This is a genomic window from Loktanella atrilutea (assembly GCF_900128995.1).
GTDB lineage: Bacteria > Pseudomonadota > Alphaproteobacteria > Rhodobacterales > Rhodobacteraceae > Loktanella > Loktanella atrilutea.
In genome coordinates, this window is record NZ_FQUE01000002.1 from 338912 (window position 1) to 353013 (window position 14102).

Consider the following 14102-nt stretch of genomic DNA (forward strand, 5'->3'; position numbering starts at 1 on the left):
GAAAAGAAACAGTTGCGTCGTTCAGCCGGCGAGGCTGATGCCGGCGGGCATGGCGGGAAGCGTGACTTTAACATGCCGCTCCTCGCGCTCCAGCCTGCGGGAAATCATGGCTTGCCGGCGCAATCCACGCTCCCACGGCATGGCGGGGGCGGCCTTCTCGGCCTCGGCGATCATTTTGCTCATCCAGCGTGTCTGCGTTTCCATTGAAGCGATCCTCTGTTGCGGTGTCCTTGGGCCTGCCCGCGGCGGCCGATACCGACAGACTCCCTTCTCTTGTTGGCTGGAATAGGGCCGCGTCGGAGAAATTTCGCATGATTTTTCACGGCAGTGTCGATGGATTGCGGCACTGTTGATGCCACACGAGAAACCACGTGTTTTAGATGATTTCAGCCGGTTTTGGCATCAATACGCAAGCGAGGCCGTTGATTGTTGCCAGAATCGTGGCAGGATCGCGGCGTGTCCGCTTCGCAATCATGCCAGAATTACAGTGCGATGGCCGCGATCAGCCTGCCGTAATCAGGATCCTTCGCATGCACGGAACGCCGGTAGGAAAAGAATCGCGCAGGATCGCTATAGGTGCAGTGACGCGTCCAGGCGGCGTGCCCCACCCCGGCGCGTGCCAGGCGGTGCAGGCCGTAGGCCGGAAGATCGAAATGCAGACGGTCGCCCTTGCCCTGGGCAAAGAACCGCGCCGAACTCGCATCGGTGTCAAGAAATCTGTCGCGGAACTCGGGTCCCACCTCGTAGGCGCGCTGGCTGATCGTGGGCCCGATAACAGCAGCGATGCGCGGCGCCTTTGCCCCGAGGGACACCATCGCTGCCACCGTATTTTCGATCACGCCACCCAGCGCCCCCTGCCAGCCTGCATGACAGGCGCCGATGACGGCGGCATCGTGATCGGCAAACAGGATCGGCTGACAGTCTGCAGTCAGGACCGACAACGCCAAGCCGGGTGTGGCGGTCACGAGGCCATCGGCCGCTGGTTTGGGGGCCAGCGGCTCCTTCGCGACGACCACGTCCGCAGAATGGACCTGCAGGACACCGGTCAGGTGGTCGGGTGCCACGGCCATTGCCGCCGCGACCCGGGCGCGGTTGATCGCCACGATGTCGGACTGGTCGCTGCTGCCGAAGCCGCAGTTCAGCCCCGCAAAAACGCCAGACGATGCCCCACCGATCCGGCTGAAGAACCCGTGCCTCAACGGCTGAAGGACCGGGGCCGTAATGATATCCAGTGTCATGCGTTCAGTCCCGGTGGGGGTGCGGCGCCGTGAGGATATATCCCCATTACCTTGAAGTGGTCGCCCATCAGGGCGGGGTCGGTCAAGCGCCGATGTGCTGCGACGTGCGCCTCCAGCGCCTCGCCCTGCAGGCCCGTGGCAAGCGTCTGCGCCCGCGGCGTAATTCCCAGGCGCTCCAGAAACACGCCCTGCGGCGTCAGGCGCGTGTGTCGCGCCGGCGCGACCGCGGCAGCCAATGCCGCGAAATCCACATGGGCCGTCAGATCGGCCTGTCCGGGCGCCGCCAGCGGATCTGTCACGGCATGTCCCTGCACCGCCTGAAACGTATCACCCAGCGAGGTCCAGTCGCCGTAGTCGATGACCAGTCCCGCCCCGCCGTGGGTCGCAATACGCGCCCCGATGGTTCCGGCGATCGCGGGCAGCGCGGGACAGGTCTCGACGATATCGCCGTCCCGCGTCTCGGACAAATGGTGCGCCAGGGCTGCGAGGGGCACCGGTGTCGTCAGCCCCAGCGTCAGGGCACCGTCTTTCAGGCCAACGACCCTTTCGCGCCACGCATCACCCGCACGCTGGAATTGACGGATCGGCAAGGCGTCAAAGAACTCGTTGGCAACCAGGAAAAGCGGCAATGCGGGCAATTGATCGACCCGGTCGAGCCAGACGGCCCCCGGCACCCGCGTTGCCTGCGCTGCACGCAGCGTCGCAGAGGCCTCGACCAGATGCACCCGTGCCGCCGCATGGAACCCCGGCACGGCCTTCGTCGCACGCAGGATATCGGCCATCAACGTCCCGCGCCCCGGCCCGGCCTCGGCCAGCACAAAGGACGCGGGCGCCCCCTGATCGAGCCAAGCCTGCGCAAGGCAAAGGCCGATCAGTTCGCCGAACATCTGGCTGATCTCTGGCGCCGTGATGAAATCGCCCGCCGCACCGAAGGGATCGCGTGTCGCGTAATAGCCGTGATCGGGGTCCAGCAGGCAGACCGACATGTAATCGGCCAGCGTCATCGGCCCGTCGTGGGAGATGCGCGCGCGCAGTGTGTCGGCCAGCGTCACCGGCGACGCGACAGCACGATCAGGCTGACCCCGAACAGGAACATCGGCAGCGACAGGCACTGGCCCATCGTCAGTCCCCACTGGCCGAAGTCCAGTGCCCAGCCCAACGGGTTACCGGTGCCACGGAACTGTGCATCGGGCTGACGCACGAATTCCAGCATGAACCTTGCCAAAGCATAGCCTGCACAGAACACGCCCGTCGTGAACCACGGAAACTTCAGTGCGCCACGCCGATAGACGAGGAACAGCAGAACCGCCCCGAGGATCAGCCCCTCCAATGCAGATTCGTACAGCTGGCTCGGATGGCGGGCGCAGATGCCCACGACGTCAGGACAGTCCTGAGCCGCCTCGGACGGAAAGACGACACCCCAAGGCAGGTCCGTGGGCCGCCCCCATAGTTCGTCATTGATGAAGTTCGCGATCCGCACCAGCAGGATCGCTGGCGTCGCCGCAAGGCAGGTCACATCGGCCATCGATCCGAAGGACACGCCGTTGCGCCGCGCGAACAGGTAGACAGCCAGCACCACGCCCAGGAAGCCGCCGTGAAATGACATGCCCCCTGTCCAGATCGCCGGAATCTCCAGCGGATGTGACAAGTAATAGCCGGGCTGGTAGAACAGGCAGTATCCCAACCTGCCGCCCGCGATGACACCGATGACGATGTAGGTCAGGTAGTCTTCCAGCCGCGCCGGCGCGATCGGCGGATCACCGCGCCACAGGTCGGGCCGCCGCAGCGCCCGCGCGATCATCGAGTAACCGATCGCGATCCCCACGATATAGGCGACAGCGTACCAGCGCAGCGCGAAACTCGCGCCGAAGAGCGTGACGGTGAAGATCTCGGGAGAGATGTCAGGAAAGGTCAAGGCAGCCAGCATGGCGCCATTCCTGTGTCGCGTCCGGGGTGAAGTCAACCACCCGCTTGCGGGACCGGCAGACCCCACCCATATAGACATCACAACGGGGCCCGCCCCCGCAACCGGATGGAGCTTACCCCATGCAACCCAAGACCAAGATCTTTGACGACCTCAGCGCCTTGATGACGAATGCCATGGGTGTGGCCCAAGGCGCCCGCGACGAGGCCGGGAACGCGATGAAATCCATGATGGACCGGTGGCTTGCCGACCGCGACTTCGTCACCCGTGAAGAATTCGACGCCGTCCGCACCATGGCGCAGAAGGCGCGCGAGGAAAACGCGGCCCTGTCCGCCCGCATAGCGGCGCTAGAAGGCAAGCAGGGCTGAAACCTCGCCCAACGTCACGACAGAGGCCCCGCGCGCAGCCGCCCCGGGGCCTTTTTTTTGCAGGGATGCGCTATCCGCAATCACGTGGCAAAATAACCTGCCGCCAGAGGCTTCGTCCTTCATCGAAGGATGGACGTCAGTTCCGGCCGAAGATCACTCCTGTCAGACTCAGTCCGCGATCGAAGTGGCCGGTTTGCAGAAAGGCCAGCACCTGCGCCATGACCAGCGGATTGTTCATCATGAAGGTATGTGTGACCGGCAGCACGATATGGTCCTGCATCCCCGCAAGCTTCGTGCTCGCCACACTGACCTTGCCGTCATCGCCGCCGTCGATCACCGCGGAATAAAGCGGGTTCAGGCTCCGAGAGCCTGCGATGATGCCGAGTTGGTAGTCCTCGGCCCCCGGCAGGGCATTGGGAAAACTGTCGGGATCGGTCCCGAGTTGCAGGCCCGCCGGCCCGTTGATCCAGCGAAACGGCTCCCACCCTCCGAACATGTCCACGAGGTCTGATCCCTCGTTCGGCGGCGCCAGCATCACGACCCGCCCCATCCGGTCCGGCCGTTGCTGCGCCAGCCATGCACGGGCAAGGATGCCGCCCATGGAGTGTGTGACGAAATTCACGCGCCGGTCGCCGCAGGCCGCCACGTCCTGACCGACATTCTCGGCCACCAGCTTCTGGATCGGCTCCTTGGTTGACGGGTAGCCCCGGTTGATCACCTTGTAGCCCGCATTTTCGAGGTAAAGCTGCATCGGCGTCAGGCTGATCTCGCTCCGTGCCAGCCCATGAAGCAGCACGATGCAGTCATCGGGCTTGGCCACGGCGGGCTCTCCTCTGGTGCAGGCAGCCATCAGGGACAGCAAGATCGGAGCGAGGCGTTTCATCGACTGACAGATAGCACCGATCCATGCGCCGCCCAGCCGCGGCGGGCACAGGCTTGCACAATTCGGCGGCACCGGGCAGCATCACGTCATGCCGCGCCCTCCCCGCCTCGCCGTCCGCGCCGTGGTCCTTCACGAGGACCTTTTGCTGCTGGTCAATGCCTATGCCGGGCGCACGGACCTGTGGTGCGCGCCCGGCGGTGGCGTCGCCCCGCACAGCAGCCTGCCGAACAACCTGAAGCGCGAACTTTTCGAGGAAACCGGTTTGCAGATCACCGTCGGTGTAGTCTGCCTCGTGAACGAGTTTCACGATCAAAAACGGGATTTCCATCAGGTCGACATCTACTTTCGCTGCACCGTCACGGATCCTGTTATCGCCCCCGGCTGGACGGACCCGGAGGGCATCGTGACCCATCACCGATGGGCCAGCCGCGCCGATCTGTCACGGCTTCAGGTCAAACCGGACTCCCTTGCCGCGGTCGCCTGGGGCGAGGGTGATGCGATCACCTACGATCCGCTGGAACCCATTCTGCGTTGACGCAGGCTCGACAGGCCGATCCCGGCCAGAACCATCACTGCCGCCAGCGAGATGCGGGGCGTCAGCGGCTCTGACAGCAGCAGGATGCCGCCCACGACGGCGAGGACCGGCACGCTCAGCTGTGCCACGGCCGCGGCGGTTACCGTCAGCCCCGGCAGCACGCGATACCATAGTGCGTAGCCCAGGCCAGAGGTCACGGCCCCCGCCAGCACCGCGGTCGCGACACCCGCCCCTGACAGCACGCCCGGATCGCCCTGCGTAAGGATGCCGGCGACCATCAGCGGCAGACACAGCAGGAAATTCGCGGTCGTGGCCGCGGTCGCGTCCCGCTCTGCCTGCCCTAGCAGCGTATAGGCGCCCCAACCGATCCCCGCGCAGACCATTGCAACGGCGCCAGCCGGGTCAACGCGGACCGGCCCCGCGGGCCACAGCAAGATCACGAGGCCGACAAGTGCCAGTCCCATGCCAACCCACCGACGGACAGGCACCGCCTGCCGCCGCCACACTGCCGTGGTAAACATCGCGCCCTGTACCGTTGCGAACAGGATCAGCGCCCCCAGCCCGGCGGGCAGGCTCAGGTAGGCTAAAGAAAATCCGATCATGTAGATCGCAAGGGTCCCTGCCCCTGCCCAGCGCCGTCTGCCTTGCAGCGCCACGCCCCTTCCCCGTCGCAGGATCAGCAGCGCCGCGGCCCCCGCCGCCACCCGGATCGCGCCAAAGGTCAGCGGGTCGATTCCGTAACGCGAGATGCCAAGGCGCGTCAGGATCGAGTTCCCTGCAAACGCACACATCACCACACTCACCAGCAGGAACAGCCGCATCATCGGATGACGACCCAACTGCATTGCCGCCTTCGCGCGGCGGCGGGACATTCGGCGATGCGGATCCTACCGGTGAATTGCATGCCTCCTTGATGGCGCGTCACACTGGATTTGCCCAGAGGACATTTACGCGAAATCGCGCTGCCTGCTCTTAAGACTATCTTAGCCCACTCGGTCCTAGTCTTCATAAAACATCGCTTCGGAAGGACCCCCAAATGCTGCATGACCGGGCCGCGCCGCTGCAGGCTCCCCTCGTCACGACACCGGTCGAGGATACTCGCGAACAGACCTTATTCTTCAACGCCATCATCGGACACCTGTCCGGCCTGCTGGAGGAGGTGATTGGCCTGAAGGAAGCCGAAGGTTTCATCAGCACCGTCGGCGGCGCTCTTGGAGAGGAGATGTCGCAGCGGTATCCCGCCGTTCCGGATGCCGCGACGCCCGATCACATCGCAAGGATTCTCGTGGATCTGAAGGCCCGCATCAAAGGCGACTTCAGCGTGATCTCGGCAGACGAGGAGGAGATCGTCCTCGTCGCGCGGCAATGCCCGTTCGGGGAACAAGCCGTCGGCAGGCCGTCGCTCTGCATGATGACGACCAATGTCTTCGGCCGCATCGTTGCGGACCGCAACGGATACGCTCATGTCAAAATCGACAGGTCCATTGCCCGCGGCGACCCGGGCTGCCGCGTGGTCGTTGCCTTGAAACTGCAGGATATGGCGCCCAGCGACGGGCTCGAATTCTTTACCGAGTAGCACGATGGATCTGGATCTTCTGCAGCCCATGCTTGCCTTCAGTTCCGAAGCTTGCATCGTGCTGGATCGCGACCTGACGGTGGTGGCCGGCAACGGTCTGGCCCGGGCTGATTTCAACCTGTCGGCGGGCGGGTCCCTCGGCGCCGGCTTTCAGCTGACGGCGCCGACGTTGCAGATGATCAATCGCTGCTTTGCCAGTACCGCACCGATCCGAATATCCTTCGCCCATGCCTCCGGCCGGAATGTGAATGTGATCGGCTGGCGCCTTGGCGCCCCCTACACCACGGAAAATCTGATCGCACTGAAGCTGGAGGCGTCTTTGCGCATCCGGTCCGAGTTCATCAAGATGACGGCGGCGCACCGGTCCGGCGTGCAGCGGGCCAAGCGGCTTCACATGCAGAAAAAACTGCTGGAAGACCGCAACAGGCATTTGGCCACTGTCGCGGAAATAGACGCCATGACGGGCCTTCTGAATGCGCAGGGCATACGTGCCCAGATTCGAGCGTCCATCGCCGCAGGCACACCGTTCGCGCTGCTTTACATCGACATGAATGGCCTGAAGGCGGTCAACGATACTTGGGGACACGCGGTCGGTGACGCTGCAATCTGTGCATTGGCGGATGCGATCCGCGTCAACGTGCGACAAGATGATGCCGCGGCCCGGCTGGGGGGCGATGAATTTGCAGTGCTGGTCCGAAACGTGAAAGCGCGGGCCGTCCTGTGCGACATATCGCACGGCATCCTGACGACTGTTGCGCAGCACCGCATCGCTGGCCCCAACGATGCAATCACGCTTGACGCCGCGATTGGCGGTGCGCGATGGCCGCAGGATGGCACCACTGCGATTCAGATCGAGAAGGCTGCCGATGCCGCAATGTACGTGGCAAAGACGATGAAGAAAGGGCCTGTCATCGCGGGCGACCCGCGCATTCATGCCGGGCGAGTACCGCAATCCAGACGCCTGCCATCCTGGCGGCGACCGGCTCCGGGTACGGGTCTCAATCGCTGATCAGAGCAGATTTTGCCGCGATAACCCTGCACGAAAAAGGGCCCGCAGTCATCACTGCGGGCCCTGTTCATGTTGTTGCCCGGCGCGGAGCGCCGGTGAACCGCTGATTGGCGTGATGTTCCGAATGCAGCTGGCAGACCCGGCTGCATCCGGTTCGATCCGGACGGGGCGCAAAGGCCCCGACGCGGGATCTTACATCATGCCGCCCATGCCGCCCATGCCGCCCATGTCGCCCATGCCGCCGCCGCCGTTGCCGCCGTCCTTGGACGGACGATCAGCAACCATGGCCTCGGTGGTGATCAGCAGACCAGCAACCGAAGCAGCGTCCTGCAGCGCGGTGCGCACGACCTTGGCCGGGTCGATGACGCCGAACTTGAACATGTCGCCATATTCTTCAGTCTGCGCATTGAAGCCGTAGTTCTTGTCATTGCTTTCGCGGATCTTGCCCGCAACGACAGAACCGTCCACACCGGAGTTCTCGGCGATCTGACGCAGCGGAGCCTCGAGTGCCTTGCGGATGATCGCGATGCCGACGTCTTGGTCAGAGTTCGCACCCTTCATGCCGTCCAGCGACTTCGCAGCCTGCACGAGAGCCACACCGCCACCGACGACGACACCTTCCTGCACGGCCGCACGGGTCGCGTTCAGGGCGTCATCGACACGGTCCTTACGCTCCTTCACTTCCACTTCGGACATGCCGCCGACGCGGATGACGGCGACGCCGCCCGCCAGCTTGGCCACACGCTCCTGCAGCTTCTCGCGGTCGTAGTCGGAGGTCGTCTCTTCGATCTGGCCGCGGATCTGGTTGACCCGTGCCTCGATCTCGGCCTTCTCGCCGGCACCGTCGATGATCGTCGTGGTGTCCTTCGTGATCGTGACGCGCTTGGCAGAACCCAGCATGTCGATGGTCACGTTTTCCAGCTTCATGCCCAGATCTTCGGAGATCACCTGACCACCGGTCAGGATCGCGATGTCCTGCAGCATGGCCTTGCGACGGTCGCCGAAGCCCGGCGCCTTGACGGCGGCGATCTTCAGGCCGCCACGCAGCTTGTTGACGACCAGCGTGGCCAGAGCCTCGCCTTCAACGTCCTCGGAGATGATCAGCAGCGGCTTCTGGCTCTGGATTACCGACTCCAGCAGCGGCACCATCGGCTGCAGCGAGGAGAGCTTCTTCTCGTGCAGCAGGATGATGACGTCGTCGAGCTCGGCGGTCATCTTCTCGGTGTTGGTGGTGAAGTAGGGGCTCAGGTAGCCGCGATCGAACTGCATGCCTTCGACGACATCGGTCTCGGTCTCGAGGCCTTTGTTCTCTTCGACGGTGATGACACCCTCGTTGCCGACCTTCTGCATCGCATCGGCAATCTGACGGCCGATTTCGGCTTCGCCGTTGGCCGAGATGGTGCCGACCTGCGCGACTTCGTCGCTGTCGGTCACGTCGCGGGCGGCGGCCTTGATGGCCTCGACCACTTTCAGCGTGGCCATGTCGATGCCGCGCTTCAGGTCCATCGGGTTCATGCCGGCGGCGACGGACTTCATGCCTTCGCGGACGATGGCCTGTGCCAGAACGGTCGCGGTCGTGGTGCCGTCACCGGCTTCGTCGTTGGTGCGGGAAGCGACTTCCTTCACCATTTGCGCGCCCATGTTCTCGAACTTGTCTTCCAGTTCGATTTCCTTGGCGACAGAGACACCGTCCTTGGTGATGCGCGGTGCGCCGAAGGACTTGTCGAGGACGACGTTACGACCCTTGGGGCCCAGCGTTACCTTCACGGCGTCGGCGAGGATGTTCACGCCCTTGAGCATGCGATTGCGGGCGTCGGTGCTGAATTTGACGTCTTTGGCTGCCATTTTCATGTGCTCCTTGAAATTTCAGTGGTTTGAGAAAGCCGTGGGCTGGTCGGCCCCCAGCGGCGTTACATGACGCCGAGGATGTCGCTTTCCTTCATGATCAGCAGGTCTTCACCGTCGAGCTTGACTTCGGTGCCGGACCACTTGCCGAACAGGATCTTGTCGCCGGCCTTCACGGCCATTTCGATCAGCTCGCCGTTGTCCTTGCGGGCGCCGGTGCCGACCGCAACGATTTCGCCTTCAGCGGGCTTTTCCTTGGCGGAGTCAGGAATGATCAGACCGCCCTTGGTCTTGTCTTCGCCTTCGATGCGACGGACCAGCACGCGGTCGTGCAGAGGTTTGAATGCCATCTTGTGAACCTTCCTACGTTTCGTTGTCATGCCGTTAGCACTCACCTTTGTCGAGTGCCAGCGGCGCTTACCTAAGGATCCGGCGACGCCCTGTCAATAAGATTGCGGGGTCTTCGGACGGCACCTTGGCGCGCCGGCGACCAATAGCCTATGGTGTTGGCGACCCTTCTAACATGGATGCGAGAATGCGCCTGATCCTTGCTGCCATCATGATGGTTCTGGCGTTGCCGGCGCAGGCACTTTGCACCGGCCCGGACATCCGGGCGCGCCTTTCGGACGCAGACCGGGCTGCCGTAGCCAGCGCCGTGGCGACCATGCCCTTCGCACAGGGGTTGTTCTACCGCGCCACGCGGGACGATACCGCTGTCACCGTGATCGGGACAATGCACATCTACGACCCGCGTCTCGACGCACTGGCCGACCGCGCGGCCCCCCATGTCGCCGCCAGCGACCTGTTGCTGGTCGAAGCCGGGCCGGAGGAGGAAGCGGCCCTGACCCATGCCATGGCCACCGACCGGTCGCTGATTTTCCTGCCCGATGGCCCTACCCTGCCAGAAAGGCTGGACGACACCACGTGGCAGGCTCTTGTGTCGGCGCTGAATGCACGCGGCGTCCCGGCGGTGATCGCATCGCAGATGCAGCCCTGGTATGTGGGCATGATGCTGGCGATCCCGCCCTGCGCAATGAGTGAGCTTTCAGCCGGAAAGAAGGGACTCGACGGCATGATCGTGGCGCAGGCACAGGCGGCAGATCTGCCCGTTCAGGCGCTGGAGCCTTGGCAGACCCTGTTCGATATACTGCGGGCTGATCCTTTGGATCAGCAGATCGACCAGTTACGCTTGGCTCTGTCGCCATCGGACCTGCAGGCCGAAATGTTTGCAAGCATGATGGACAGCTACTTTGCGGAACGGATCGGAGAACTGTGGGAGGTCTCTCGGGTGGCGGCTCACTTGCTGCCCGATGTGGACCGAGCCGCGGCGGACGCCCTTTTCACCGCGTCGGAACGGCAATTGCTGTTCGATCGCAATGCAGACTGGATCACCGTCATCGACGCGGCCGCGGAAGACCACGACCGGCTGACCGTCGCCGTTGGGGCCGCGCACCTGCAGGGCATCCATGGCCTTCTGAAGCTGCTGGCGCAGGACGGATGGATCGTCACCCGCCTGCCCTAAACCTCGCTCTCGCTCCAGTCCGCCAACCCCTGACGCCCCTTCGGCGTCAGGTCATAGATCCCACGGCTAACCCGCCGGAACCAGCCGTAGTGGTCCGCCGCCATGATCCGCGTGGCCTCTGGCACCTCGGCCCAGTCCTTGATCCGCGCGCCGGTCGACGGACCATGAACGGCCAGAAACCGCGCACAGGCAATGGCATCCTGCCTGTAGCCCGTCACCAGTCCATGCCGTGTCGCACCGCCTGCATTCGGATCGCCGCGAAGTCGTGTAAAGGCCTTCTGCAGCGCCTTTATCTTCTTCTGTGACTTGCGCGGGGTAAAAGGGGTCGGGTCGGCCAGAACCTCGACGAAGCCGTCGCGCAGTCTCACGGTCATCACCCCCAGCCGCAACCGCCGTGCCAGACCGATATTCGCCAGCAGCGCCTTCCGCTGCCCGCCCGCTGGCACCGCAAGATAGACCTGATCCGTAGCGGCCTGCCGCGCAATGCCCTGATGGAACAGCGCCAGCGAGAACCCGAGCTTCAGCTCGACCACCAGCGTCTCCTCCCCCTTGACCGCCACGATGTCCGCCGCCCCGACCTCGCCCTTGACGTCGAATCCCCGCGCCATCAGATGGGCTTTGATCGGCGGATAAAGATCCGCTTCGCGTTGACGCGTCATGTTTCCCCTGACTTGCGTGACAGCACCCTGCATCGTCCGTATAAGGCGGCCGAACCATTCCCGAGCATAGGCGAAATGACAATGACCACACTGATCTTCGGCCACAAGTCCCCCGACACCGATTCCACCGGCTCTCCCCTGATCTGGGAATGGTTCCTGAAGGATGCCGGCCTCGACGCAAAGGCAGTGCTGCTGGGCCAACCGAACACAGAGGCCGCCTTCGTCGCGAAGCGCTGGGGCTTCGAGCAGCCCGAGATCGTACGCGACGTGGAGGATGGCCAGTCCTGCGTCATCGTCGATACCAATAACCCTGCCGAATTGCCCGAGAACATCAATGGCGCCGATGTGCAGGCGATCATCGATCACCACCTGCTTGTCGGCGGGATCAAGACCAAGGGCCCGATCGATGTCACGATCCGGCCCCTGGCCTGTACCGCCACGATCATGCACCAGCTGATGGGCGACAAGGCCGCGAAGATGCCCGAAGGCATCAAGGGTCTGATGGTGTCCTGCATCCTGTCGGATACGCTCGCCTTCCGTTCGCCCACCACCACGCCGGTCGACAAGAAGCTGGCCGAAGACCTCGCCGCCGACCTCAAGATCGACATCAATGCCTACGCCGACGAAATGTTCGCTGCCAAGTCCGACGTCAGCGCTTTTTCCGACGCCGAACTCCTGCGCATGGATTCCAAGGAATACGAGATCGAGGGCACCAAGTTCCGCGTGTCCGTGCTGGAAACGACCTCACCCGCCGCGATCCTGGACCGCAAGGATGCGCTGGTCGCCGCCATGCCAGCCGTCGCGTCAGAGGACGGGGTCGACCAGGTGCTGCTCTTCGTCGTGGACATCATCCGCGAGGAAGCAACGATGCTGCTGCCCAACGACTTGACGAAGCAGGTGGCGAAAGCTTCCTTCGATGCGGACGTCACCGGTGACACGGTCGTCCTGCCCGGCGTGATGAGCCGCAAGAAGCAGATCATCCCGAACCTGAAGAAATAAGCATCCTCGCTTTTTTCAAAATACTCCCGCCGGAGGCTCCGACGCAGGCCTCCGGCGCCATACATCCCGCAAAGGCACCGCCATGACCCAGATCGTCCACAGTTTCCTCGACATCGCCGGCGACTACGATGCGGCCTTCGTCGACCTCTGGGGGTGCATGCACAACGGCCTCACCGCCTTTCCGGACGCGGTCAAGGCGATGCAGGATTACCGCCGCGCCGGCGGGCGCGTCGTGCTGGTTACCAACTCTCCACGGCCCTGGACATCCGTCCAGCCGCAGATCCAGCGTATGGGAGTGCCCGACGATTGCTGGGACGCCATCGCGACCTCCGGCGATTCGGCCCGGGCCGCCATGTTCGAGGGCGCCGTCGGCTCGGATGTCTGGTTCATCGGAGAGGATCACGACCAGAGCTTCTTCAAGCCGATGAACCTGCTATCGGATCCGGTCGACATCCGTCAGGTGCCTCTGGATCAGGCGCAGGGCATCGTCTGCTGCGGCCCCGCCGATCCCCAAGCCGACCCATCCGTCTATCGCCCGCAATTCCTCGCCGCCAAGCAGCGCGGCTTGAAGCTGCTGTGCGCCAACCCGGACATCGTTGTCGACCGTGGCGAAAGCCGTGAATGGTGTGCCGGTGCCCTTGCGCAGCTATACACGGACATGGGCGGCGAAAGCCTCTATTTCGGCAAACCGCATCCGCCGATCTACGATCTTGCCCGCCGCCGACTGGCGGCACTAGACGGTGGCGCCGATGCCAGCCGCATCATCTGCATCGGCGATGGCATCCATACGGACATCCTCGGCGCCCAGCAGGAAGATCTGGATTCGCTCTTCATCACCGGCGGCCTTGCGGCCAGCGAAACCGAAACCGTTGATGCTGATCCCGCCGGCCCCGCGCTTGCAGCCTATCTCGAGACGCACCGCGTCAGCCCTACTTTCGCTATCGGATTTCTTCGCTAGTTTCCGCATTACTTGACTTTACGCGCCAGCAACGCAATTAAGTTACAATTTAAACGCTAGATGCGATGGTTTGTAACGTGAAGGAAAGCGACATGCTGGACAACGCCCCCCGCGGCACCATCGTCATAGAAGATCTTGCCGTCGGCATGATGAGGTCCCTGCGAAAGGTCGTAACCGACGCCGACATCGAGATGTTCGCCGAAGTCAGTACCGACCGGAACCCTGTGCATCTGGATGACGATTACGCCCGCGACACGATCTTCGAAGGTCGGATTGCCCATGGCATGCTGACTGCGGGCCTGATCTCCGCGGTCATCGGCGAGCAGCTGCCGGGCCACGGGACCGTCTATCTAGGCCAGACGCTTCGGTTTCTGGCGCCCGTGCGCCCCGGCGACATGGTCACCGCAGAGGTCGAAGTCACCGCCATCGACTACGCCAAACGCAAGGTCACCATGGAAACGCGCTGCCTTGTCGACGGCAAGAAGGTCCTGACCGGAGAGGCCGTCGTTCTTGCGCCATCTGCCAAGTTCGACTGACGCCGCAAAGGCGCGACCGCCGCTTGCACCTGCAGCATCGCCGCGCTACG

17 protein-coding genes are annotated in these 14102 nt (G+C 63.6%); 8 read left to right on the plus strand and 9 right to left on the minus strand.

The features are described from left to right. Nucleotides 1-21: 21 nt before the first annotated feature. The 4 genes from BUA54_RS06830 to lgt all read right to left on the minus strand — a co-directional run bounded on the left by BUA54_RS06830 (nucleotide 22) and on the right by lgt (nucleotide 3165). Nucleotides 22-204: a hypothetical protein gene (locus BUA54_RS06830; protein ID WP_072856478.1), complete on the minus strand. Its 183-nt coding sequence runs from the start codon at nucleotides 202-204 to the stop codon at nucleotides 22-24. 278 nt (nucleotides 205-482) lie between these two features. Then, nucleotides 483-1238 (minus strand): peptidoglycan editing factor PgeF, encoded by a 756-nt coding sequence (gene pgeF / locus BUA54_RS06835; protein WP_072856479.1) that lies wholly within the window; start codon nucleotides 1236-1238, stop codon nucleotides 483-485. After that, nucleotides 1235-2242, minus strand: coding sequence for a class I SAM-dependent methyltransferase (locus BUA54_RS06840; RefSeq protein ID WP_072856674.1), 1008 nt, complete (start codon nucleotides 2240-2242; stop codon nucleotides 1235-1237). The genes pgeF and BUA54_RS06840 overlap by 4 nt, the downstream gene beginning before the upstream one ends. Nucleotides 2243-2286: 44 nt before the next feature. Then, a complete protein-coding gene (gene lgt, locus BUA54_RS06845; RefSeq protein ID WP_072856480.1) occupies nucleotides 2287-3165 on the minus strand; it encodes a prolipoprotein diacylglyceryl transferase in 879 nt (292 codons plus the stop codon). Between the two features lie 119 nt (nucleotides 3166-3284). Between lgt and BUA54_RS06850 the strand changes: the two genes are divergently transcribed. Then, nucleotides 3285-3530, plus strand: a complete 246-nt coding sequence (locus BUA54_RS06850; protein WP_072856481.1) for an accessory factor UbiK family protein — start codon at nucleotides 3285-3287, stop codon at nucleotides 3528-3530. 136 nt (nucleotides 3531-3666) lie between these two features. On the opposite strand, the gene BUA54_RS06855 is transcribed toward BUA54_RS06850, so the two are convergent. Next, a complete protein-coding gene (locus BUA54_RS06855) occupies nucleotides 3667-4413 on the minus strand; it encodes an alpha/beta fold hydrolase (RefSeq protein WP_072856482.1) in 747 nt (248 codons plus the stop codon). A gap of 88 nt (nucleotides 4414-4501) precedes the next feature. On the opposite strand from BUA54_RS06855, the gene BUA54_RS06860 reads away from it, so the two are divergent. Then, nucleotides 4502-4948 (plus strand): NUDIX domain-containing protein, encoded by a 447-nt coding sequence (locus BUA54_RS06860; RefSeq protein ID WP_072856483.1) that lies wholly within the window; start codon nucleotides 4502-4504, stop codon nucleotides 4946-4948. Here the strand turns inward: BUA54_RS06860 and BUA54_RS06865 are convergent. Continuing rightward, complete coding sequence (locus BUA54_RS06865) at nucleotides 4918-5820, minus strand: DMT family transporter (RefSeq protein ID WP_245810588.1); 903 nt, start codon at nucleotides 5818-5820, stop codon at nucleotides 4918-4920. The two genes, BUA54_RS06860 and BUA54_RS06865, sit on opposite strands and share 31 nt — an antisense overlap. A 164-nt stretch (nucleotides 5821-5984) precedes the next feature. On the opposite strand from BUA54_RS06865, the gene BUA54_RS06870 reads away from it, so the two are divergent. Both BUA54_RS06870 and BUA54_RS06875 read left to right on the plus strand, forming a co-directional pair. Beyond that, nucleotides 5985-6524 (plus strand): methanogen output domain 1-containing protein, encoded by a 540-nt coding sequence (locus tag BUA54_RS06870; RefSeq protein ID WP_072856484.1) that lies wholly within the window; start codon nucleotides 5985-5987, stop codon nucleotides 6522-6524. A gap of 4 nt (nucleotides 6525-6528) precedes the next feature. Further along, a complete protein-coding gene (locus BUA54_RS06875) occupies nucleotides 6529-7533 on the plus strand; it encodes a GGDEF domain-containing protein (protein WP_072856485.1) in 1005 nt (334 codons plus the stop codon). A 192-nt stretch (nucleotides 7534-7725) separates the two neighbouring features. Here BUA54_RS06875 and groL read toward each other — a convergent pair whose 3' ends face one another. Beyond that, nucleotides 7726-9378 carry a chaperonin GroEL gene (groL, locus tag BUA54_RS06880; protein WP_072856486.1) on the minus strand — a complete coding sequence of 551 codons (1653 nt, stop codon included), beginning with the start codon at nucleotides 9376-9378 and terminating at the stop codon, nucleotides 7726-7728. 65 nt (nucleotides 9379-9443) lie between these two features. Continuing rightward, nucleotides 9444-9728: a co-chaperone GroES gene (gene groES, locus BUA54_RS06885; protein ID WP_072856487.1), complete on the minus strand. Its 285-nt coding sequence runs from the start codon at nucleotides 9726-9728 to the stop codon at nucleotides 9444-9446. Between the two features lie 185 nt (nucleotides 9729-9913). Here groES and BUA54_RS06890 point away from each other — a divergent pair, with 185 nt between their 5' ends. Beyond that, nucleotides 9914-10900: a TraB/GumN family protein gene (locus tag BUA54_RS06890; protein ID WP_178352718.1), complete on the plus strand. Its 987-nt coding sequence runs from the start codon at nucleotides 9914-9916 to the stop codon at nucleotides 10898-10900. On the opposite strand, the gene BUA54_RS06895 is transcribed toward BUA54_RS06890, so the two are convergent. After that, nucleotides 10897-11559, minus strand: coding sequence for a DUF2161 domain-containing phosphodiesterase (locus BUA54_RS06895; protein ID WP_072856489.1), 663 nt, complete (start codon nucleotides 11557-11559; stop codon nucleotides 10897-10899). The genes BUA54_RS06890 and BUA54_RS06895 overlap by 4 nt on opposite strands. 81 nt (nucleotides 11560-11640) lie before the next feature. Between BUA54_RS06895 and BUA54_RS06900 the strand changes: the two genes are divergently transcribed. The 3 genes from BUA54_RS06900 to BUA54_RS06910 all read left to right on the plus strand — a co-directional run bounded on the left by BUA54_RS06900 (nucleotide 11641) and on the right by BUA54_RS06910 (nucleotide 14052). Further along, on the plus strand, nucleotides 11641-12558 hold the full coding sequence (locus tag BUA54_RS06900) for a manganese-dependent inorganic pyrophosphatase (protein ID WP_072856490.1): 918 nt from the start codon (nucleotides 11641-11643) through the stop codon (nucleotides 12556-12558). Nucleotides 12559-12640: 82 nt separating this feature from the next. Then, nucleotides 12641-13516, plus strand: a complete 876-nt coding sequence (locus BUA54_RS06905; protein WP_072856491.1) for a TIGR01459 family HAD-type hydrolase — start codon at nucleotides 12641-12643, stop codon at nucleotides 13514-13516. Nucleotides 13517-13608: 92 nt separating this feature from the next. Beyond that, nucleotides 13609-14052 carry a MaoC family dehydratase gene (locus tag BUA54_RS06910; RefSeq protein WP_072856492.1) on the plus strand — a complete coding sequence of 148 codons (444 nt, stop codon included), beginning with the start codon at nucleotides 13609-13611 and terminating at the stop codon, nucleotides 14050-14052. Nucleotides 14053-14102 lie beyond the last annotated feature (50 nt).